The organism is Actinomadura sp. NPDC049382, from assembly GCF_040677125.1.
In the GTDB taxonomy this organism is placed as follows: Bacteria; Actinomycetota; Actinomycetes; order Streptosporangiales; family Streptosporangiaceae; genus Spirillospora; species Spirillospora geliboluensis.
In genome coordinates this window covers 1-21,123 of record NZ_JBFARO010000136.1, presented here as the reverse complement: position 1 = coordinate 21,123, position 21,123 = coordinate 1, and the positions used below count along the sequence as shown (strand labels likewise).

The following is a 21,123-nucleotide window of genomic DNA, read 5'->3' as shown; positions in this document are numbered from 1 at the left end:
ATCGCCGCCGAGGCGCTGACCGGCGCGGCGGGCGCGGTGGCGCTGCTGCTCTGGCTGGACGGTCCGCTGCGGGCGTCCTGCGGAGCGGCGGCCGTCCTGCTGGCCCTGTACGCGCTCTACGCGGCGCACGTCTCCCGTACCCGCCGGGGCGTGCCGTGCGGGTGCGCGGGCGACGGCACGCCGATGACCGGCTGGGTCGCCGGCCGCGCCGCCGCGCTCTCCCTGCTCGCCCTCACCGGCGCGCTGCTCGGCCTCCCGGCCGCGCTCACCGCCTACGAGGTGTCCATCACGGTCGCGGCGGGGGCTGCGTTCGCGGTGCTCCTGTGGACGCTGCCCCGCGCCATGCTCACGGAGAGGAGGACGGCCGGATGAGCTTCCAGAACAGCGCGCTGCTGCTGTCGTGGGTCGCGATCCTGCTGCTCGCCCTGGTCGTCGCCGGTCTCGTCCGGCAGGTCCACGCCCTCGGCCAGGGCGCGCCCTCGGCAGGGCTCGGCCCGGCGCCGGGCACGGCCGCGCCCGCCTTCGACCGGCTCGGGCCGGGCCTGCTGCTCTTCCTGGACCGCGACTGCGGCGTCTGCACCGACGTGCTGGCCGCCGCGGGCGCGCTCGACCGGCCGCTGCACGCGATCTTCGCGGGTCCGCCGCCCGACCCCGGGCCGCCGCCGGGCGCGACCGTCCTCACCGGCGAGCAGGACGGCCTGTTCGCCGACTACCGCGTGCCCGCCACCCCGTTCGCCGTGCTCGTCGGCGCGGACGGCCGGGTGCGGGCCGCCGAGCCGGTGGGCTCGCCCGAGGCCCTCCGCGAGCTGGCCCTGGAGGCGGCGCGATGATCGAGCTCGAAGACGTCCCGCCGCTGCGGGGGCCGCGCCCCGCCGGGGCCGAGCGCGTCCGGCGGCGGCCCGTCCCCCGCGACGAGCCGAAGTTCCGGCCGGCCCGGCGCAGCCTGCTGACCGGCCTCGCCGCCGCGGGCGCCACCGCAGGGCTGAAGGCGCTCGGCGTCTTCCCGCCCGCCCGGGAGGCGCTGTCCTCCGGCTTCCAACTGGTCGGCTACTACGACATCTACCCGCGCTGCCCGTCGTACGCGGCGAACCACAACTGCTCCCCCGGCTGCGGGCCGAGCTACGTGTGCAGCTGGTGCTGCCGGACGAGCGGCAAGTACAAGGGCTTCCACAAGTCGGGCGTCTCCGATCCCGGCCGGTACAAGCTGCGCCCCAACCAGTGCTACGGCGGCGGCTACGACGGCTGGCTCTGGGCCTACTCCAAGAGCTGCGGCAGCTGCAAGAAGGGCGTCACCTGGCGCTGCCACGACGGCTGGAAGAAGTCGAAGAAGGGCAACTGGTACAAGACCATCTGCCGGAAAGCGACGGCGTGCAAGAACTGACCGCCGGGCGGCTGCGGCGGGGCCTGACCGACCCGCTCCTCCCCGTCGCCGCCCTCGCCCTCCTCGCGGTCTCCGCCGCCGCGCTGGACGCCGCCGTGCTGTGCTGGTCGTCGATCGGCGCCCTCGCCGGGTTCTCGCTGTCGGGCAGCGTCTGAACGCGCAACAGCGAATCGGTGCTGTTCTCGCCAGGCTGGCGGGCCCCGGTACGGCAGGGCGAGGTCCTGGCCGTCTTCACCCTCGGGCTGCTGCTCGGGGGCACCCTCAGCGCCGCGGTGATCTACCTGCTGACCGGACTCGCCGCGCCGCTCCCGGCCCCTGTGCGGACGTCCGCGATCCTCGCCGCGGCCGCCCTCGGCGCCGCCCGCGAGTTCGGCCTGGTCCGCTTCCCGCTCCCGCAGAACGCCCGCCAGATCCCGCCGGACGTCCTCCAGACCCGCCTGCGCCGGGGCACCCTCCAGTTCGGCTTCGAGCTGGGCACCGGCGTCCGCACCTACGTCCCCGCAACATCCCCGTATGTCCTGGCATTGGCCCTGTTGCTGGCCGGCCTCTCCCTCCCCCTGACCCTCCTCACCGGCGCGGCCTTCGGCCTGGGCCGCGCTCTGAGCGCCACCCTCACCTACCTGGCCCAGGACGACCACCGCGACACCGCGATAGCCACCCGAATGCCCCTAACGAAGACCACCACGGCCACTGTGTTCGTATCCGCTCTCACGCTTCTCCTTCTCTGACGCTCTGCCACCTGGCCGCAGCCAAGGCGGTGGAAACAGCCGATTGGTGAGAGACTGAGGCGTACGTCCGTACGGGAAGGTCTGCGCATGCTCTGGTCGCTGGTGGTGTTCCTCGCGTTGCGGGGGTTCGCCGTGGCCGAGTGGGCGGGGACGGCGCCGGGCCAGTCGGTGCTGGTGGCGCTCGGCTCGTTGACCGTCGCGGGGCTGCTGGTGCTTGCGGCCGTGCGGTTCCGCGCGGCGCGGCGGGGGCAGCGGGCGGTGCTGGCGCGGGTGCGCACGACCCTGCGCGAGCGGACGCTGCGCACGGCCTTCCTGCCGCAGCGCGACCCGGACGCGGCGGGACGCCCGCGTCCGAGAGCGCCCGGAACGGGGATCGCGGCCGCCTGAGCGCGGCCGGAACGCCTCCGATCCCCTCTCGTTCCGGAAGGTCCTCTCATGTTCGATGTTCCCGTCTCGATCGCCCATGCCCTCGTCTCCGGGCTGGCGGACGGCCTGGAGCCGTCCGCCGGCGGGTCCGCCACGGCGCTGGCGATCGTGCTGTTCACCCTGGCCGTGCGGCTGCTCCTCGTCCCGCTCGCCGTCGCGGCGGCCAAGGGCGAGCGCACGCGGGCGCGGCTGATGCCCAAGGTCCAGGCGCTGCAGAAGAAGCACGCGAAGAACCCCGAGCGCCTGCGGCGCGAGATGGCGGCGCTGTACGAGGCGGAGGGCGCGTCGCCCGTCGCCGGGTGCCTGCCGATGTTCGCGCAGATCCCGTTCTTCATGGTCATGTACCGGCTGTTCATGTCGGCGACCGTGGCGGGGCACCAGAACGCGCTGCTGGCGCACACGCTTCTCTCCGCGCCGCTGGGGCAGAACTGGATCGGGGTCCTCGGCGGCGGGCTGCTGTCGCCGCCCTCGCTGGTGTTCATCGGGCTGTTCGTCCTGCTGGGCGCGGTCGCGGTGTGGTCGTCGCGGCGGGTGACCGCCGAGGGGCCGATGGGCGCGGTCGCGCGGGTGCTGCCGTTCGGGACGGTGGTCTTCGCGGCGTTCGTGCCGCTCGCGGCGGGGCTGTACCTGCTGGTGTCGGGGACGTGGACCGCCGTCGAGCGCGCCGTGCTGCAGCGGAAGGTCGTCGCGGTCGCCTGAGGGGGCCTTGACGGGGTGCCGGTGGCTCGGTTCGATTGAACCGAATCAGATTCTGGACGATGTGCGAGGACGGTGCGCAGTGACGACGACGGTGCCGGACCCCGGCCGGCTGAGCGTTGCCGACCTGCCCTTCTGGGCGCTGCCCCCGGAGCGGCGGATGGCCGAGTTCGCGGCGCTGCGGCAGCGCGAGCATCCGGCGTTCTTCCAGGAGCTGAAGCTGCCGTTCGTCAAGCAGGGTCCCGGCTTCTACGCGCTGACCAGGCACGCCGACGTCGTGGAGGCCAGCCGGTCGCCGCAGATCTTCAGCAGCGAGCCGTGCTCCAACAGCATCGCCGACCTGCCCGGCTACCTCGCCCGCTACTTCGGGTCGATGATCAACATGGACGACCCGCGGCACGCCAAGATCCGCAAGATCGTGTCGCGGGCGTTCACCCCCCGGGTGCTGGAGAAGATGGAGGCCGACCTGCAGTCCGCCGCGACGCGGATCGTGGACGACCTGGTCGCCAAGGGCTCGGCCGACTTCGTCACCGACGTCGCGGCCCGGCTCCCGCTCCAGGTCATCTGCGACATGATGGGCATCCCCCAGCACGTCCGGCCGATGGTGTACGAGCGGACGAACATCATCCTCGGCCTCGGCGACCCCGAGTACAGCGGCGGCAAGGACTACAGCCGCGACGGCATCACCCGGCTCGGCGCGCTGTACGGGCTGCTCAAGGTGCTGACGGCCGGGTTCGAGCTGAACCACCTGGCGATGAAGCTCGCCCGGCTGCGCCGCCGCCGGCCCGGCGACGACCTGGTGTCCGCGCTGATCGCGGCCGAGGTGGACGGGGAGCGCCTCACCGACCAGGAGATCGGCTCGTTCTTCATCCTGCTCGTGGTGGCCGGGAACGAGACGACGCGGAACGCGATGTCGCACGGCCTCAAGCTGTTCACCGACAACCCGGAGCAGCGCGCGCTGCTGCTGGAGGACTTCGACGCGCGGATGCCGGGCGCGGTCGAGGAGATCGTCCGGATGGCGACGCCGGTGATCCAGTTCCGCCGGACGCTGACCCGCGACCACGAGATGAACGGCCACCAGTACCGCGCGGGCGACAAGGTCCTGCTCTTCTACAACTCGGCCAACCGCGACGAGACCGTGTTCGCGGACCCGGACGTCTTCGACATCACCCGCTCCCCCAACCCGCACGTCGGGTTCGGCGGCCCCGGCCCGCACTTCTGCCTCGGCGCGAACCTCGCCCGCCGCGAGATCACGGTGATGTTCCGCGAGCTGTTCACGCGCGTCCCGGACATCCGCGCCACCGGCGAGCCGGACCGGCTGTTCTCCAGCTTCATCAACGGGATCAAGCACCTGCCCTGCACGTTCTGACGCGGCCCACTCCGCGGGGCCCGCGGAGTGAGCCGCGCCGCGGCGCGGAACCGCCTAGGTCGCGGGGGCGAGCTCGACGTCGACGGTCAGCTCGGCGGGGGCGTCCTCCAGCGTCAGGTCGGCGATCCGCCCCGCCGCGGCGAGGTCCGGCCGGGCGATGTGCGCCACCTCCGCGCCCCGGACGACCGCGCGGGACACGTCGGCGCGCATCGACGCCTTCGCCTCCGACTTGGCCTTGCGGACCTGGCGGAGCGCCTCGCCCGTCGCGGCGAGGACGGCCGGGTCGCCGCCCGCCGGCAGCTCGGCGGCCGCCGGCCAGGACGCCGCGTGCACCGACCCGCGCCGCCACCACGACCAGACCTCCTCGGTCACGAACGGCAGGACGGGCGCGAACAGCCGCAGCAGCACCGACAGCGCCGTGCGCAGCGCCGCCCGCGCCGACTGCGCCTCCGGGCCGTCCCCGTACGCGCGGGCCTTCACCAGCTCCAGGTAGTCGTCGCAGAACTCCCAGAAGAACCGCTCCGTGCGCTCCAACGCCCGCGTGTAGTCGTAGCCCTCGAACGACTCCGTCGCGTCCCGGACGACGCCGGACAGCGCCGCCAGCATCGCCCGGTCGAGCGGCTCGGTGACGGGCGCGCCCTCCTCGGCCTCGCCCAGCCCGAGCACGAACTTGGACGCGTTGAGGATCTTGATGGCGAGGCGCCGGCCGACCTTGATCTGGCCGGTGTCGAACGCGGTGTCGGTGCCGGGCCGCCCGCTCGCCGCCCAGTAGCGGACGGCGTCGGACCCGTACTCGCGCAGCAGGTCGATCGGCGTGACGACGTTGCCCTTGGACTTCGACATCTTCTTGCGGTCGGGGTCGAGGATCCACCCCGACAGCGCGGTGCCCGTCCACGGCAGCGAGCCGTGCTCCAGGTGCGCGCGGACGACCGTGGAGAACAGCCACGTCCGGATGATGTCGTGCGCCTGCGGCCGCAGGTCGTAGGGGAAGACGCGGCCGAACAGGTCGGCGTCGCGCTCCCAGCCGCCCGCGATCTGCGGGGTGAGCGACGATGTCGCCCAGGTGTCCATGACGTCGGGGTCGCCGATGAAGCCGCCCGGCTCGCCGCGCTGCCCGGCGGTGTAGCCCGGCGGGACGTCCGAGGACGGGTCGACGGGCAGCGCGTCCTCGGACGGGACGATCGGCGCGTCGTAGCGGGGCTCGCCGGAGGCGTCCAGCGGGTACCAGACGGGGATCGGCACGCCGAAGAACCGCTGCCGGGAGATCAGCCAGTCGCCGTTCAGCCCCTCGACCCAGTTCTCGTACCGGGCCCGCATGTAGCCGGGGTGCCACGCCAGCTCGCGCCCGCGCGCCAGCAGCTCCGCCCGGACGCCCTCGTCGCGGCCGCCGTTGCGGATGTACCACTGCCGGGTGGTGACGATCTCCAGGGGCTTGCTGCCCTTCTCGTAGAACTTCACCGGGCGGCTGATCTTGCGCGGCTCGCCGTCGAGGTCGCCGGACTCGCGGAGCATCTCGGCGACGCGCTCCTTCGCGGAGAACACCGTCTTGCCGGCCAGCTCCGCGTAAGGCTCCGGAGCGACGCCGGCGGGCGGGTCGGCGGCGAGGCGGCCGTCCCAGTCGACGATCGCGCGGGTCGGCAGGTCGAGCTCGCGCCACCAGGTGACGTCGGTGACGTCGCCGAACGTGCAGATCATCGCGATGCCGGAGCCCTTGTCGGGCTCGGCGAGGCGGTGCGCGAGGACCGGGACCTCGACGCCGAACAGCGGCGTGCGGACGGTCGTGCCGAACAGCTCCTGGTAGCGCTCGTCGTCGGGGTGGGCGACCAGCGCGACGCACGCGGGCAGCAGCTCCGGCCGGGTCGTCTCGATGTAGACCGGGCGCTCGTCGCCGTGGAACCGGATCCGGTAGAACGCGCCGGGGTGCTCGCGGTCCTCCAGTTCGGCCTGGGCGACGGCCGTGCGGAACGTCACGTCCCACAGCGTCGGCGCCTCGGAGACGTACGCCTCGCCGCGCGCCAGGTTGCGCAGGAACGCGCGCTGCGACGCCGTGCGGGACACGTCGCCGATGGTGGTGTACAGGTGGTTCCAGTCGACCGACAGGCCGACCTGGCGCCACATCTCCTCGAACGCCTTCTCGTCGACCTCGGTGAGCCGTTCGCACAGCTCGATGAAGTTGCGCCGCGAGACCGGCAGCTGGCGCTTGGGGTCGGGCTTGGCCGGCGGCTCGAAATCGGGATCGTAGGGCAGCGACGGATCGCACCGGACGCCGAAATGGTTCTGCACCCGGCGCTCGGTCGGCAGGCCGTTATCGTCCCAGCCCATCGGGTAGAAGACCGCCCGACCGCGCATGCGGTGGAACCGCGCGACGGTGTCGGTGTGGGTGTAGGAGAAGACGTGGCCGACGTGGAGGGAACCGCTCACGGTGGGCGGCGGGGTGTCGATCGAGTAGACCTCGCCGCGCGGCCGGGTGCGGTCGAAGCGGTAGACGCCCTCGTCCTCCCAGACGCGTACCCATTTGTCCTCAAGGCCGTCCAGGGAGGGCTTCGGCGGGACGTGCGAGGTACGCGGCTGCTCTGTCATGAGCCAATGGTATTGACATCGGCGGGAGCCGCATGCCAATTGACGGCCGCCGGCGGACGGCCGACGCGGCGATCACCTCCACCGCCCGGGGCGGACCGTTCCGGTAGCGTCGGAGACGACAGACGAGTGGAGGACGAGTATGGCGGATAAGGGCGATATCGGGTGGCGGGTGATGGCCGGCGCCGCGGCGTTCGCGGGCGGGTTCGTCGCGAAGAAGACCATCACGATGATCTGGAAGAAGAGCACCGGCAAGGAGCCCCCGACCAACCCCGAGTCCCCGGAGGTCGATCTGCTGGAGGCGGTCGGCTGGGCCGTGGTGATGGGCGTCGGCATGGAGCTGGCCCGCCTGCTCGCGACCCGCGCCGTGGCGCACCAGTACGCCAAGGGCACCGGCGAGCTGCCGTCCCATCTGAAGGTCGATGCCTGACCCGTGCCGTTCCAGGGGGGCGACCCCCTGGAACGTCCGCCGGGCGGGGCGTCCCCGCCGGCGCGTACGCGGTCAGCTCAGCGGTTCGCGGCGGGATCCCGGGAGCGGGGGCGTGATCCCGGCGGTCTCGCGCAGGTCGTTGCGGACCTTCAGCGCCAGGGCCCTCGTCGCGGACCGGTTGAGGGCGGCGCCCGCGGCGGCGCCGGTGAGGAGCGGGCCCATGGTGCTCATGCTGCGGCCGAAGGTGCGCAGCATCCGCTTGCGCAGGGCCGATTTGGCGGCGGTGCCGAGGGCGCTGGTGAGCGACCCGGCCTCCAGGGGGTTGACGCCGCGCTGCCGGGCCCAGGACGTGACGAACGCCGCGCCGCGGGCGGTGCCGGTGCCCTGGACGCGCACGCCGTACACCTCGTGCAGTTCGGCGATCATCTTGACCTCGATGGCCGCGACGACGAGCGTCTCGGCGGCGAGCTGGGCGGGCGCCGTCAGCAGCAGCGGCGGGGCGGCGAACTGCACCGCGGCCAGCGCCCCGCCGGCCGCGCCGACGGCGGTCGTGCCGTTGCTCGCCACCTTGACGAGCCGGTCGGCGAGCTCCTCCCCCATCAGCCCGCGGTGGTGGGCCTGCAGCGTCTCCAGGTCGCGGATGGTGATGTGCGGCGCGGCCTCGACGAGCAGGTCGCCGAGCCACCTGCCGCGCCCGATCCCCGCGGCCCCCACCTTGCGGGCGCTCCGGCCGAGCAGGGCGGCCAGCCGCCCGAGCAGGCGGCCGCGGGTCTCGCGGTCCATGTCCTCGTCGGCGGTGAGCCGTCCGATCAGCTCACCGAGTTCCGTGGAGCCGCCGCCGTGCGCCGGCTCCACATCGTCATGACGCTTCTCGATCTCTCCCGTCACCCGGCGGCCACTCCCGGTCAGGCGGCGCACTCGCGGCAGATCGGCTGGCCGTTCTTCTCGGTGGCCAGCTGGCTGCGGTGGTGCACCAGGAAGCAGCGCGTGCAGGTGAACTCGTCCGCCTGCCGCGGAACCACCCGGAAGGTGAGCTCCTCGTTGGACAGGTCGGCCCCGGGAAGCTCGGCGACCTCACCGGCGTCCAGGTCCTCGTCGATGATGCTGGCGGCCTTGTCGGCCCGCCGGGCCTGGAGCTCCTGGAGGCTGTCCTCGCTGAGATCGTCGTCGGTCTTGCGTGGGCTGTCGTAGTCGGTCGCCATCTTCTATCTCCATCCCCCTCAGTGCTTTATGCGCCCCGTCGCGCGGATCTAACGCTCAAGGGGCCGTTCTTGTGCCCGATCCGGGCGGGAAATTCTGTCACGGTTGGTGACCTGCGACACACAAGGCGCGACCGTTCCCACGAGTGACACCAGTCACCCGGATCTTTCCTCGTACTGTGTCTTCCGTCACATAACCGGCGGATGCCGACGTCCCGCTGCCGGGGCCGGGGCACCTGCCGGAGTACCCGCGGCGGCCGGGATCATATCGGTCCCGGCGGCATTGCGCGCGCCGACCGGCCCGCGCGGCGGCACGGCGTCCGCGCGCGGCGGCGGGCCGGCGGCGCGGCACCGCCGCGGGCTCCCGGACGCACCCCGCGGCGCGCACCCGTCCCCGGCCTGGGAGGCGCGGCGGGACGGCCCGGCGGGCGCGGCCTGACCCGGCCGCCGGAAGACCGAACCAGACTGATCGGTGAAACGTCTGAACTAACGCGATATCGTGCCCGCCTGAGGTTGGGGGCGGGCCCCCTGCGGAGGTTTCACCCCGGTGCCGCGGTTCGGACGCCGGAACGGGGCCCGCGGTGGGTCCGGCGCACAATGTCGCGGACATCACTGCGGGTCAATGGAGGGTCAGATGCCGGATGCCGCTCCGCTGGAGCCGGGCGATCCTAGGGCACTCGGACAGTACGAGGTCATCGGACGGCTGGGCGCCGGGGGCCAGGGCGCCGTCTTCCTGGGCAAGGCGCCCGGAGGAGAGTACGTCGCGGTCAAGCTGCTGCACGCGCAGATGGCCAACGATCCGGCCGCGCGTGCCCGGTTCACCCGCGAGGTGAGTGCGGCGCAGAAGGTCGAGCCCTTCTGCACGGCCCGCGTGCTGGAGGCCGACGTCCAGGGCGACCAGCCCTACGTCGTCAGCGAGTTCATCGACGGGCCGTCCCTGCACGACGTGGTCGCGCACGACGGGCCGCGCAGCGCCGCCGAGCTGGAGCGGCTCGCGATCGGCACGGCCACCGCGCTCGCGGCGATCCACGAGGCCGGGATCGTGCACCGCGACTTCAAGCCGAACAACGTCATGCTGGCGTCCGACGGCCCCCGCGTCGTCGACTTCGGCATCGCCCGGACGGTCAACTCGCAGGAGAGCGCCGTCACCGCGACCGGCATGGTGGTCGGCACGCCCGGCTACCTGGCGCCCGAGCAGCTGACGGGCGCGCCGCTCACCCCGGCGGTCGACATCTTCGCCTGGGGCGCGACCATGGTGTTCGCCGCCACCGGGCAGTCGCCGTTCGAGGCGGACACGCTGCCGGTCATCATCAACCGGATCCTCAACGAGGAGCCGGACCTGTCGGCGCTGCCCCCGGGCCCGCTGCGGGACCTGATCGGCCGCTGCCTGTCCAAGGACGCGGGCCTGCGCCCGCCCGCCCCGCAGCTGCTGCTGAACCTGCTCGGCGCCGTCGGCGCCGCGCCGGCGGGGCAGGGCGCCGGGCAGGAGGACCTGCTCAACCAGGGAACCCGGATCGCCTCGCAGCTGCCGCCGCCGCCCCCGGTGCCGCCGGCGCCGCAGCACCGGCCGCAGCCGCAGATCACCCCGCCGCCGATGCCGATGCACCAGGGCGCGATGGCGGGCCCGAACACGCCCCCGCCGCAGCCGATCACGCCGCCGCCGATGCCGATGTACCAGGGCGCGCCGCCGCAGCCCCCGCAGCCGCAGATGCAGATGCAGCCGCCGATGCCGCCGGGGCCGGGCTACGGGCCGCCGCCGAAGCAGTCGTCCTCGGCCGGGCCGATCATCGCGATCGGCTGCGGCGCGCTGGCGCTGATCGTGATCCTGGTGGTCGTGGTGCTGGCGATCATCGGCGCCAACAGCGACGACGAGCCGGACCCGTTCCCGACGACGTACCCGACGAGCACCTACACGCCGCCGGACGACGACACCCCGACGCCGCGCGCGACGGGCGGGCTCGTGGGCAACTTCACCGGCGACGGGAACCAGCCCGGCGCCGGTGCCGGGCACACCGAGTTCGAGGTCAAGTTCTCGCTGATCTACACGACCGGCGTCGCGACCTACACCTACCCGTCCGGCGCCCAGGACAAGTGCTACACGCGCCTGTCCCTGCTGTCCGACGACGACGGCAAGGTCATGTACCGGGAGACCCCGATGGCGGGGATGGACGAGAAGGAGTGCGCCCCCGGGTACGTCACCTTCATCCCGTCCTCCAGCGGCACCACGATGCGGTGGGAGTGGCGGCAGAGCCGCTACGCCTCCAGCCCCAGCGCGTACGGGACCGTCTCGAAGTGACCGGGTCGGAGTGACCCGCTGAAGTGAGCGCGCGCCCTGGCCGGCCCCCCGAGGGCCGGCCAGGGCGCTCTCTTGTCAGCCCGGTGGGAGGCGGACGGTGACGATCAGCCCGCCGCCGGGGCGGGGCGCCGCGTAGACGGCGCCGCGGTGCGCGAGCACCACGGACCGGACGATCGACAGGCCGAGGCCCGCGCCCTTGGACGACTCGACGCGGTCGGCGTTCAGCCGCCGGAACGGCTCGAACAGCCGCTCCACCTCGTAGGCGGGCACCACGGGCCCGGTGTTCTCCACCTGGACGGTGGCGTAGCCGTCGAGCATGCCGGTGCGGATCCACAGCTCGCCGCCCTCGGCCTCGTTGTGCTTGATCGCGTTCTCGACGAGGTTCGACACCAGGTGCTCCAGCAGCACCGGGTCGCCGAGCGCCGTGCCCTGCGTCAGCTCCGGGTGGACGGCCACGTCGTTGTCGTGCTCGCGGCGGTTCGACTGCTCCAGCACGGCCGCCGCGACCTCGGCCATGTCGACCGGGGTCCGCGCGGTCAGCTCCCGCTCGCTGCGGGCGAGCAGCAGCAGCCCCTCGATGAGCCGCTCGTGCCGGGCGTTGGTGGCCAGCAGCGTGCGGCCGACGGTGCGCAGGTCCTCCGACGCCTCGGGGTCGCCGAGCGCCACCTCCAGCAGCGTCCGGTTGATCGCGAGCGGGGTGCGCAGCTCGTGCGAGGCGTTCGCGACGAACCGGCGCTGGGAGTCGAACGCCTGGCCGAGCCGCTCCAGCATCGCGTCGAAGGTGTCGGCCAGCTCCTTGATCTCGTCTTCCGGGCCCTCCAGCGCGATGCGCTCGTGCAGCGTGCTCTCCGACAGCCGGCGCGCGGTCGTGGTGACCCGCTGCAGCGGGCTGAGCGCACGGTCGGCGACGAACCAGCCGAGCACCAGCGTGATCACGCCGACCCCGCCGAGCGCGAGCAGCGACCGGCCGACGAGCTGCTTCATCGTCTGCTCGACGAACTGGCGCTGCAGCTCGGCGGCCGCGGCGTCGGTGAGGCCGTAGCCGATCACCTTGACGTTGCTGAGGATGTTCGCCATCAGGAACGACATGACGAACAGCAGCAGCGCGCCGGCCATGAAGAACAGCAGCCCGTACAGCAGGGTGAGGCGCAGCCGCACGCTCATCCGGTTCGGCAGCGCGGTCACCGGGCTGCCGTCGGCGCGCCACATGCCCTTCGCGGCCGGGGGCGGCGGCGGGAACTGCTGCGGGCCGGGGCGCCGCCACCGGCCGCCGCGCCGCCCGCCCTCGCCGCCGGGGGCGCCGCCCTGCCCGCCGGGCTGCCCGCCGCCGGGGACGGCCGTCGGCTGGGTGGCCTGCGCGCCGGTGTCGTGTGCGGCGTTCGGACGCGTGTCGCCGGACCCGGAGTGCGCCGCGGTCGCTCCGGATTCGGACGGGCCGGGCCGGGGTGCGGTCACAGCCGGTACCCCACGCCGGGCACGGTCTCGATCACCGGGGGGTCGCCGAGCTTCTTGCGCAGCGTCATCATCGTGACCCGGACGACGTTGGTGAACGGGTCGATGTGCTCGTCCCACGCCTTCTCCAGCAGCTGCTCGGAGCTGACGACGGCGCCGTCCGCGCTGAGCAGCACCTCCAGGACCGCGAACTCCTTGCGGGTCAGCTCGACGGGGCGGCCGTCGCGGGAGACCTCGCGGCGGGCCGGGTCGAGGGTGATCCCGGCGCGCTCCAGGACGGGCGGCAGCGGCGCAGCGGCGCGCCGCCCGAGGGCCCGCACCCGGGCGATCAGCTCGGCGAACGCGAACGGCTTGGCGAGGTAGTCGTCGGCGCCGATGGACAGGCCCTCGACCCGGTCGTCCAGCTCGCCCGCCGCGGTCAGCATGATGATCCGCGCCGGGTAGCGCTGCGCGACGAGCTGCTTGCAGACGTCGTCGCCGTGGACCTTGGGCAGGTCGCGGTCGAGCACGATCACGTCGTACTCGTTGACGCCGGCCCGCTCCAGCGCGCCCGCGCCGTCGTAGGCCACGTCCACGGCCAGCGTCTGCCTGCGCAGGCCGGTGGCGATCGCGTCGGCGAGCACCCGCTCGTCCTCGACGACTAGAACACGCACAGGTCCCCCTCCTGGCCGGGCGCGGGCCCGGCCTCCGGCTCCCAGGTATGCCACGGGCGCCGTAAGACGCTCGTAAACAGGCGTTCAACTCGGCGTACGCCGGGCGGTGGCCGCGCGGACGCAAGACTCCGCGAAAATTGCATCCGCGAACAGGTTTGCTTTCAGCTTAGGTCTGGGTAGGGCATGGAAACGATCCGGGAGGAGGCCCATGGGCGAGTTGTCACGCATGATCCAGCAGCGGCTCGACGACGCGTACGCGTCGCTGCGCACCGCCCACGCAGAGGGCGACACCTACCTGGCGGACATCCGTCAGGAGGAGATCAGCGAACTGCGCCGGATCGCAGCGAACAACGACATCGGCGTCGAGGCACCCCGCTGCGATTGACCCGCCGCACCACTCCGCGCGGCGCGACCCCGTAGTCGAGAAGCCCGGGACCCGGCCGTCCCGGGCTTCTCGCCGTTCGCGCGCCCTCTCCCCGGCCCCTCTCCGCGACCCGTCTCCGCGGCGCTCAGTCGCGCGTGGGGCCGAGCGGCTTCAGGAGGGCGTGCAGGGCCTCGAACGTGCCCGGCCCGGCCGCCATGGTCAGCTCCGGGCCCGCGGGCGCCCCGTCCAGCCCTTCGACGCGCCCGCCCGCCTCCTGGACGATCAGCGCCCCGGCGGCGATGTCCCACGCCTGGACGCCGCGCTCGTAGTAGGCGTCGACCCGTCCCGCCGCGAGCGAGCACAGGTCGACGCAGCAGGAGCCGCCGCGCCGGATGTCGCGGACGTTCGGCAGCACCCCGGTGAGGACCTGCGCCTGCCGGGCGCGCCGCCCGGCGTCGTAGCCGAAGCCCGTGGCGACCAGCGCCTGCCCCAGCGGCACCTGTGCGTTGACGCGCAGCTCGCGCGCGCCGGCCGCGGTGTGCAGCAGGGCGCCGCCGCCGCGCACGGCCGTGTAGGACTCGCCGCGGCGCGGCATCTCCACCGCCCCGGCGACGGCCTCGCCGTCCACCTCGGCGGCGATGCTGACCGCCCAGTCGGGCAGGTCGTAGAGGTAGTTCACTGTGCCGTCGATCGGGTCGACCACCCACCGGACGCCGCTGCCCCCGGCGCGGGTGCCGCCCTCCTCGCCGAGGAACGCGTCGTCGGGGCGGGCCGCCCGGATCCGCTCGATGATCAGCTGCTCGGCGGCGCGGTCCATCTGGGTGACGACGTCGGTCGGGGACGACTTGGTCTGCACGACGTCCGGGCCGTCCGCGGGCCGCTTGTCGACCAGCATCCGGCCGACCTCGCGCGCGGTCTCGGCGGCCAGTTCCAGCAGGTCTTCGGCAAGGCTCACGGGGTCTCTCCCAGGAGGTCGCGGGGCAGGGCGGCGAAGCGCGGGTCGGTGCCGGGCGTGGCGGCGCGCGCGAACGCGACCCCGAGCTCGGCGGCCAGGTCGGCGGCCTCCACGTCGAGGTCGTACTTGACCTCCATGTGGTCGGAGACGAACCCGACCGGCACGACCGCGACGGCGCGGACGCCCTCGCCGTGCAGCTTCCCCAGGTGGTCGGTGATCTGCGGCTCCAGCCACGGCTGGCTCGGCGGGCCGCTGCGGCTCTGGTAGACGAGGTCCCAGGGCGCCCCGGGCGCCGCCCTGTCGGCGACCGTCCGCGAGACCCGCTCCAGCTCGGCGACGTACAGCTCGCGGTTGGGCTGGGACAGGGGCACGCTGTGCGCGGTGAAGACCAGGCGTGCGCCGGCGGGGAGGCCGCTCAGGGCGTCCTTGGCCGCGTCCACGAAGGGGTCGATGAAGCCCGGCCTGTCGCAGTAGACGGGCAGCTTGTCGATCTCAGGGGCGCCCGGGACCTCTTCGCGCGCGCGCACGATGTCGTTGAGGTACTGGTCGTTCGTCGAATAGCCGCTGTAGGCGGAGGTGACGAACGCGGCGGCGCGCCTGATCCCGTCCGCCTTCATCTGCCGGACGGTGTCGGCGAGGTACGGGGTCCAGTTCCGGTTGCCCCAGTAGACGGGCAGGTCCACGCCGTGGGCCGCGAAGTCGGCCTCGATGGCGGCCTTGAGGTCGCGGCACAGCCGGTTGATCGGGCTGACCCCGCCGAAGAGGTGGTAGTGCTCCCCCACCTCTTCCAGGCGCTCCCTGGGGATGTTGCGGCCGCGGGTCACGTTCTCCAGGAACGGGATCACGTCCTCGGGACCCTCGGGGCCGCCGAAGGACAGCAGAAGCAGCGCGTCGTACGAGGTCATGCCTCCCATCCAACCAGCCCCGCGGGGATGCGGGACGTGGGGTCAGTCATACCTGGCCGCGTACGCCCTGGCCAGGTTCAGGACCTTCTGCACGTACCAGTCGGCGTGGTTGTAGTGCCACACCGCGCGGTAGAGCTGCTTGCCGCCGCGCCCCGCGCCGTTGGCGCACAGGTACTTGGCCGCGCCCGGGATGGCGTCGTACGGGTTCATGATGTCGGCCTTGCCGTCGCCGTCGCCGTCCACCCCGTACGCCTTCCACGTCGCCGGCATGAACTGCATCGGGCCGAGCGCGCCCGCGCTGGACCGGCCCGCGTTGCGGCCGTGGTCGCTCTCCACCTGGCCGATCGCGGCGAGGACCGTCCACGACAGCCCCGGGCAGGTGGTGGCCGCCTGCTTGTAGAGGTCCAGGTAGCTGGACGAGCGGCCGCCGCCGGTCGACGACTGGTACTTGCTCTCGTGCAGGTTGAGCACGTTGGTGCCGGGGCCGAGCACCCTGGTGACGGCCCGGACGACCTTGGCCGGGTCCACGCCGGGCGCGTTGACGAGGATCGCCACGTTCGGGACGAGCCCCATCTCGCCGCCGGACTTCTTGCCGACCAGCAGGTCGATGCCGGGCAGGCCGAGGGGCCCGGAGCCGCCCATGGTGAGGTTCGGCATCGTCCGTCCGACCACCGGGTACTGGTAGCCCCTGGTCAGCTGGAGCTGCTCGGCGGCGGCCGTGGACACCACGAACTTGCCGCCGGCGAGGGCCTCCCACAGCTCGGTCTTCTTGGCGGTGGCGGGCGGCGTCCAGGACCGGAACGAGGACGGGTCCACGGCGAACGCGTTCACCTGGCGGCCCTGGAGCTGCACGGCTCCGCCCGCGACCGCCGTCACGTCCTTGACCCGGCTCAGCCCGGCGATCCGCTTGATCTTGGCGGCGGGGATCGAGCCGGCGCCGACCGCGAGGACGTCCGGCGGCACGACCCGGCGCAGCGGGGCGACCTGGCCGCCGGTGGCCACGTTGACCGGGTCGCCGGAGGCGCTCGGCGGAACGCTCGGCGGCGGCTCCTGCGGGGTGCCGGCGGCGGCGGGCTCCGCCTTGTCCGCGGTCAGCGCCGCGTAGACGCCGCCGGAGGTGCTGGCGATGGCCAGCACCGCGATCCCGCCGATGAGGAAGGGCAGCGACCGGCGGGCCTTCCGCGACCGGGCGCCGCCGCGCGGATCGCGGCGCTTCTTCTCCGGCCGGGACCGCGCCGCGTCCGGCCGGGGGCTCGGCGGGCGGGCGGCGGGAGCCTCACCATCGCCACCGCCGTCGCCGGACGATCCCGGGACGGCGCCGGTACGTGATGCTGGTGGAGAAGCCACAACATGTCCCAACGAGTCTGGCTACGGACGGTTACCCCGGTGTGGTTACCGGATCGTACGTTATCGCCGGTTCCCCTATCCGCCCGGCTCAAAAACATGAACTTTCCTCACGATCCTTGGCCGAGTAGAGTCGCCCCATGTCCCCCGAAAACCCCCGCAAATGGCAGAACTGGGCGGGAAACCAGCAGGCCACGCCCCGGCGCGTGGTGACGCCGCGGACCACCGGCGACGTGGCCGACGCGGTGCGGTCGGCCGCGGGCGACGGCCTCACCGTCCGCATGACCGGCACAGGACACTCCTTCACCGGCGCGGCCGTCGCCGAGGACGTCCTGCTGCGTCCCACGGCGCTCACCGCGGTCCGCTCGGTCGACACCGCCACCGGCCTCGTCACCGTCGAGGCGGGGCTGCCGCTGCACACGCTCAACCGCGTCCTGGACGAGCACGGCCTCGCGCTGGCGAACATGGGCGACATCCAGGAGCAGACCGTCGCCGGCGCCCTCCAGACCGCCACGCACGGCACCGGCCGCGACGCCGCCGGGCTCGCGTCCCAGGTCGCCGCGCTCGAGATGGTCCTCGCCGACGGCTCCACCGTGACGTGCTCGCCCGACGAGCGCCCCGACCTGTTCGACGCCGCCCGCGCGGGCCTCGGCGCGCTCGGGGTCGTCACCGCCATCACCTGGCGGACCGTCCCGGCGTTCGTCCTGCGCGCGCAGGAGCAGCCGATGAAGTGGGACGAGGTCCTCGCGCGCGTGGACGAGTTCGACGCCGCCAACGAGCACTTCGAGTTCTACTGGTTCCCGCACACCGAGGGCTGCCTGACCAAGCGCAACAACCGCGTCGAGGGCCCGCCGAAGCCGCTGTCCAAGTTCCGGTACTGGCTCGACGACCAGTTCCTGTCGAACACGGTCTTCGGCGCCATCAACCAGGTCACGCACCTGGCGCCCGCGACCGCGCCGTCCGTGAACCGCGTGTCCGCCAAAGCGCTCGGCGCGCGCACCTACAGCGACACGTCCTACAAGGTCTTCACGAGCCCCCGGACGGTCCGCTTCAAAGAGCAGGAGTACGCGATCCCGCGCGAGGAGCTCGTCCCCGCGCTGCGCGAGCTGCGCTCCCTCTTCAAGCGGCGGGACTGGCGGATCAGCTTCCCCATCGAGGTCCGGCTCCTCCCCGAGGAGGACGCCTGGCTGTCGATGGCCCACGGCCGGCGGAGCGCGTTCATCGCCGTGCACGTCTACCACCGCGACGCGCACGAGGACTACTTCCGCGGCGTCGAGGACCTGCTGACCACGGTCGGCGGCCGTCCGCACTGGGGCAAGCTCCACACGCGCGACGCGTCCTACCTGGAGAAGGTCTACCCGCGGTTCGCCGACTTCCGCGCCCTGCGCGACGAGCTGGACCCGGACCGCCGCTTCGCCAACCCCTACACGCGGCAGGTCTTCGGCGCCTAGCCGGCCGGGGACGCGCCGCCTAGCCGGCGGGCGTCTGCGGCGCCTCGGCTCCGCCGCCGTCCTGCTGGCCTCCGGTCGGCGCCGGGGTCTCCGGTGCCGTCGGGGCCGGGGTCGTCGGCCCGGACGTGGTCGGAGTCTCGCTGGGCCGCTCCTCGGTCGGCCGGTCCGTCGGCTCCGGCTCGGACGTGGCCGGCCCACCGGTGGACGGCGCGCCGCCCGTCGGCTCGCCGCTCGGCGTCGGGGTGCCCGGCTCGGTCGGCCCGCCCGACGGGCTCTCCGACGGCGTGCCGTCCGGCCGCCCGCCGCCCTCGCCGCCGCGCAGCACGTTGGTGACCGTCAGCCCCTTGTCGCTGCGGCCGATGGGCTTGCCGGTGGACGCCTCGACCACGGTGATCACGCCGATCACGGCGACGAACACCACCGCCGAGGAGACCGCCAGCTTCACCCAGTGCGCCTTGGCCCACTCGACCGTGCTCTGCCACGCCGTGCGGCGCGCGACCTCGCGCACGGCGTCCTCGCCGGCCTCCGCGGCGAGCGACCCGGCGACCGCCCGGGCCGGGTCCAGATGCGTGGCGTTCGGGTCGAGGCGCGTGGCGTTCGGGTCGCCGCCGGGATCGAGGCGGGTGGCGTTCGGGTCACCGAGGACCGGGAGGTCGAGCCGCGTGGCGTTCGGGTCCCCGGACCACACCACTGTCCGGGTGGGGTCCGCGCTCGTCGCCTCGTCCGCCGCGCCCTCGGCCGCCGACCGGCGCCGCGCGGCCGACTGCAGGTGCGACAGCTCCTTGATCTGCTCGCGCCCCTGGTCGAGGTAGTGCTTGCCGACGGCCGACCCGGCCGTCGAGATCACGCTCATCAGCGCGGCGCCGATGATCGTCCCGTACACGCCCAGGTAGGACGCCCCGAAGGCGGCGACCGCCGTCGCCACCGCGCTCGCGATCAGCTGCGTCGTGCTGAGATCCGGCAGCTTCCGCGGCATGCCCCCACTCACCCCCGTCTTTCACCAGAAATTCCCCCAGAATGAAACTAACCAGACGATCTACGTGTTCCTCCCCAAGACGTGACGCTCGCAACGTCCGCCCCTGGAACCGGACCGGGACGTCAGGCAGAGTGTGGAAAAGGATGCACAAGATTCAGGCATGGCGACCCCCCGCCCTCCGCGTCCCCGGCAAGCTTGGTCAGGTGCCCTCTTCGACCTCGTGAAGAGGGCTTCGAGAGCGGCGATGTTCGGACATGCCGGGTACGGTGCTGGCAGCAGGCGTGTCCGGGAAGAGAGACTCGGGAACCCGGGGGAAGGGCACGCATGCGCCCTCGGTGGGCATCGGGCGGCCGACCGTGACAGCACGGTCGACAGGTCCGGGGTCCTCCGTGCCGTCAAGACAGGGCAGGAAGGACACGCATGCAGGAGCTGCGCCTCGTCGCGGTCAGCGAGGACGGTACGTACCTCGTCCTGGCCACCGCGGGCCGAGGCACCCGGTTCACCCTGCCCGTCGACGACCGGCTCCGCGCAGCGGTCCGTGGGCACTTCTCCCGCCTCGGCCAGTTCGAGATCGAAGTGGAGAGTCCCTTGCGCCCCAAGGAGATCCAGGCCCGCATCCGGTCCGGTGAGACCGCCGAGGAGATCGCCGAGTCGGCGGGGATCCCGGTCGAGCGCGTCCGCTGGTTCGAGGGACCGGTCCTGCAGGAACGCGAGTACATGGCCCAGCAGGCGCAGCGGGTCACCGTGCGCCGGCCGGGCGAGTCCACCCCCGGCCCGCCGCTCGGCGAGACCGTCGAGGAGCGGCTCGGCCGCGGCGGCGTCGACCTGGAAGAGGTCGAGTGGGACTCCTGGAAGTGCGAGGACGGCACCTGGCGCGTCCGGCTGTCCTTCTTCGAGGGCGGCCGCCCGCACGCCGCCGAGTGGACGTTCGACCCGCGCCGCCGGCACGTCTCCCCGCTGGACGAGATCGCCGCGCGGCTCACCTCCGTGGAGTGGGACGACGACGACGCGCTCTCCGACACCGTGACGCCGCTCGTCCCGCGCCGGCCCGCGATGAAGGTCGTCGGCGGCGACCGCGACGCCCCGCGCGGCCTGCCCGCCGAGCCGGAGCAGCCCGGCCCCGCCGGGCCGCTGCGCGCCGCCGAGCCCCGCGAGTACATCATCGAGCGCGGCCGCATGCTCGACCCGCGGCCCGCCTTCCGCGAGGCGGCCGAGGCGCCGCTCCGCGAGGCGTCCGCACCGCTCGCCCGCCCCGCCGAGGCGCGCGGACGCACCGCGCCGGCCCCCGTCCCCCCGCAGGACGAGCCCGAGGCCGAGGCGGACGAGCCGCGCGGCACCGAGGCCGCCGAGGCGCCCGCCGCCCCCGTCCGGGACGAGGCCGCATCCGGCCAGCCGGGCCAGGCCGACACGCACGATGAGCCGGAGCCCGCGGAGCAGGCGGCCGAGGCGCAGCCCGCGGACGACGCCGAGGCGTCCCAGCCGCAGGAGGACGAGCCCGCCGACGCCCAGAGCGCGGACGAGACCACCGAGCCCGTCGCGACGGAGGCCCCGGAGGCGGAGCCGGTCGCGACGGCGGAACCGGCCGCCGAGGAGGCCCCGGAGGCCGTCGGCGAGACCGGCGAGGCGGAGGCGGCGGACGAGGTCGCGGAGGCGGGCGAGCCCGAAGCGGCCGAGGAGCCTGAGAAGGCGCCGGAGCCCGAGCCCGAACCTCAGGTCGCCGCCGCCCCCGCGGCCGAGGCCCCCGACGAGCGTCGGCCGGCGGAGGCCCCCGTGAAGGAGGCCCCCGAGCCGGAGGCGGCGGCGCCCGCGCCCGCCGAGCCCGCGCAGCCGAAGAAGCCCCCGGCGCCGCGGCAGCCGCCGCGGGCGCCAGCGAAGAAGAAGCCGGCGACGCGGCCCACCATGCCCGCCGCCCAGGACAAGC

The 21,123-nt window shown here is 73.6% G+C and carries 23 protein-coding genes; 14 read left to right on the top strand and 9 right to left on the bottom strand.

Features of this window, described 5'->3' with window-relative positions; genetic code table 11:
* From AB0K34_RS39905 to AB0K34_RS39870, 8 genes are all read left to right on the top strand, one after another.
* Positions 1–372 (top strand): MauE/DoxX family redox-associated membrane protein (locus AB0K34_RS39905; protein ID WP_364553900.1); only part of this gene is annotated, 372 nt, incomplete at its 5' end.
* Positions 369–830 carry a hypothetical protein gene (locus AB0K34_RS39900; RefSeq protein ID WP_138633699.1) on the top strand — a complete coding sequence of 154 codons (462 nt, stop codon included), beginning with the start codon at positions 369–371 and terminating at the stop codon, positions 828–830. The genes AB0K34_RS39905 and AB0K34_RS39900, both read left to right, overlap by 4 nt.
* Positions 827–1,381, top strand: coding sequence for a hypothetical protein (locus AB0K34_RS39895; RefSeq protein WP_138633696.1), 555 nt, complete (start codon positions 827–829; stop codon positions 1,379–1,381). Before AB0K34_RS39900 ends, AB0K34_RS39895 begins: the two co-directional genes overlap by 4 nt.
* Positions 1,369–1,536, top strand: a complete 168-nt coding sequence (locus AB0K34_RS39890) for a hypothetical protein (RefSeq protein ID WP_171068829.1) — start codon at positions 1,369–1,371, stop codon at positions 1,534–1,536. Before AB0K34_RS39895 ends, AB0K34_RS39890 begins: the two co-directional genes overlap by 13 nt.
* Positions 1,537–1,554: 18 nt before the next feature.
* Positions 1,555–2,109, top strand: a complete 555-nt coding sequence (locus AB0K34_RS39885) for a hypothetical protein (protein ID WP_205719084.1) — start codon at positions 1,555–1,557, stop codon at positions 2,107–2,109.
* A gap of 87 nt (positions 2,110–2,196) precedes the next feature.
* The gene (locus AB0K34_RS39880; RefSeq protein ID WP_138633693.1) at positions 2,197–2,496 is read left to right on the top strand and encodes a DUF6412 domain-containing protein; all 300 of its coding nucleotides are present in this window, start codon (positions 2,197–2,199) and stop codon (positions 2,494–2,496) included.
* 48 nt (positions 2,497–2,544) lie between these two features.
* On the top strand, positions 2,545–3,234 hold the full coding sequence (locus AB0K34_RS39875; protein ID WP_138633690.1) for a YidC/Oxa1 family membrane protein insertase: 690 nt from the start codon (positions 2,545–2,547) through the stop codon (positions 3,232–3,234).
* Positions 3,235–3,313: 79 nt separating this feature from the next.
* Positions 3,314–4,600 (top strand): cytochrome P450, encoded by a 1,287-nt coding sequence (locus tag AB0K34_RS39870; RefSeq protein WP_301177721.1) that lies wholly within the window; start codon positions 3,314–3,316, stop codon positions 4,598–4,600.
* Positions 4,601–4,654: 54 nt separating this feature from the next.
* Here AB0K34_RS39870 and valS read toward each other — a convergent pair whose 3' ends face one another.
* A complete protein-coding gene (gene valS, locus AB0K34_RS39865; protein WP_138633686.1) occupies positions 4,655–7,180 on the bottom strand; it encodes a valine--tRNA ligase in 2,526 nt (841 codons plus the stop codon).
* 139 nt (positions 7,181–7,319) lie between these two features.
* On the opposite strand from valS, the gene AB0K34_RS39860 reads away from it, so the two are divergent.
* Positions 7,320–7,607, top strand: coding sequence for a DUF4235 domain-containing protein (locus AB0K34_RS39860; protein ID WP_138633683.1), 288 nt, complete (start codon positions 7,320–7,322; stop codon positions 7,605–7,607).
* A gap of 72 nt (positions 7,608–7,679) precedes the next feature.
* Here the strand turns inward: AB0K34_RS39860 and AB0K34_RS39855 are convergent, their stop codons facing one another.
* Both AB0K34_RS39855 and AB0K34_RS39850 read right to left on the bottom strand, forming a co-directional pair.
* The gene (locus AB0K34_RS39855; protein WP_240807153.1) at positions 7,680–8,495 is read right to left on the bottom strand and encodes a hypothetical protein; all 816 of its coding nucleotides are present in this window, start codon (positions 8,493–8,495) and stop codon (positions 7,680–7,682) included.
* A 17-nt stretch (positions 8,496–8,512) separates the two neighbouring features.
* Entirely contained in the window at positions 8,513–8,809 is a 297-nt protein-coding gene (locus tag AB0K34_RS39850) for a DUF4193 domain-containing protein (protein WP_067893074.1), read from the bottom strand.
* A 280-nt stretch (positions 8,810–9,089) separates the two neighbouring features.
* Between AB0K34_RS39850 and AB0K34_RS39845 the strand changes: the two genes are divergently transcribed.
* Together AB0K34_RS39845 and AB0K34_RS39840 are read left to right on the top strand one after the other, a co-directional pair.
* Positions 9,090–9,245 (top strand): hypothetical protein, encoded by a 156-nt coding sequence (locus AB0K34_RS39845; RefSeq protein WP_171068828.1) that lies wholly within the window; start codon positions 9,090–9,092, stop codon positions 9,243–9,245.
* Between the two features lie 195 nt (positions 9,246–9,440).
* Entirely contained in the window at positions 9,441–11,102 is a 1,662-nt protein-coding gene (locus tag AB0K34_RS39840; protein WP_138633680.1) for a serine/threonine-protein kinase, read from the top strand.
* Positions 11,103–11,177: 75 nt separating this feature from the next.
* On the opposite strand, the gene AB0K34_RS39835 is transcribed toward AB0K34_RS39840, so the two are convergent.
* Entirely contained in the window at positions 11,178–12,557 is a 1,380-nt protein-coding gene (locus AB0K34_RS39835; protein WP_240807151.1) for a HAMP domain-containing sensor histidine kinase, read from the bottom strand.
* A complete protein-coding gene (locus tag AB0K34_RS39830) occupies positions 12,554–13,207 on the bottom strand; it encodes a response regulator transcription factor (protein WP_138633677.1) in 654 nt (217 codons plus the stop codon). Before AB0K34_RS39830 ends, AB0K34_RS39835 begins: the two co-directional genes overlap by 4 nt.
* A gap of 208 nt (positions 13,208–13,415) precedes the next feature.
* Between AB0K34_RS39830 and AB0K34_RS39825 the strand changes: the two genes are divergently transcribed.
* Positions 13,416–13,592 (top strand): hypothetical protein, encoded by a 177-nt coding sequence (locus tag AB0K34_RS39825; RefSeq protein ID WP_171068827.1) that lies wholly within the window; start codon positions 13,416–13,418, stop codon positions 13,590–13,592.
* A 124-nt stretch (positions 13,593–13,716) separates the two neighbouring features.
* Here AB0K34_RS39825 and AB0K34_RS39820 read toward each other — a convergent pair whose 3' ends face one another.
* From AB0K34_RS39820 to AB0K34_RS39810, 3 genes are read right to left on the bottom strand one after another with little or no spacing between them, the layout of a single operon-like run.
* The gene (locus tag AB0K34_RS39820) at positions 13,717–14,526 is read right to left on the bottom strand and encodes an inositol monophosphatase family protein (protein WP_138633674.1); all 810 of its coding nucleotides are present in this window, start codon (positions 14,524–14,526) and stop codon (positions 13,717–13,719) included.
* The gene (locus AB0K34_RS39815) at positions 14,523–15,431 is read right to left on the bottom strand and encodes a ferrochelatase (RefSeq protein ID WP_138633671.1); all 909 of its coding nucleotides are present in this window, start codon (positions 15,429–15,431) and stop codon (positions 14,523–14,525) included. The genes AB0K34_RS39820 and AB0K34_RS39815 overlap by 4 nt, the downstream gene beginning before the upstream one ends.
* A gap of 42 nt (positions 15,432–15,473) precedes the next feature.
* Positions 15,474–16,778, bottom strand: coding sequence for a lytic transglycosylase domain-containing protein (locus tag AB0K34_RS39810; protein ID WP_138633668.1), 1,305 nt, complete (start codon positions 16,776–16,778; stop codon positions 15,474–15,476).
* 137 nt (positions 16,779–16,915) lie between these two features.
* Between AB0K34_RS39810 and AB0K34_RS39805 the strand changes: the two genes are divergently transcribed.
* Positions 16,916–18,226 carry a D-arabinono-1,4-lactone oxidase gene (locus AB0K34_RS39805; RefSeq protein ID WP_138633665.1) on the top strand — a complete coding sequence of 437 codons (1,311 nt, stop codon included), beginning with the start codon at positions 16,916–16,918 and terminating at the stop codon, positions 18,224–18,226.
* A gap of 19 nt (positions 18,227–18,245) precedes the next feature.
* Here the strand turns inward: AB0K34_RS39805 and AB0K34_RS39800 are convergent, their stop codons facing one another.
* Positions 18,246–19,202 (bottom strand): hypothetical protein, encoded by a 957-nt coding sequence (locus tag AB0K34_RS39800; RefSeq protein ID WP_138633662.1) that lies wholly within the window; start codon positions 19,200–19,202, stop codon positions 18,246–18,248.
* Between the two features lie 420 nt (positions 19,203–19,622).
* Between AB0K34_RS39800 and sepH the strand changes: the two genes are divergently transcribed.
* On the top strand, positions 19,623–21,123 hold a 1,501-nt coding region (gene sepH, locus AB0K34_RS39795), incomplete at its 3' end, for a septation protein SepH (RefSeq protein WP_364553894.1).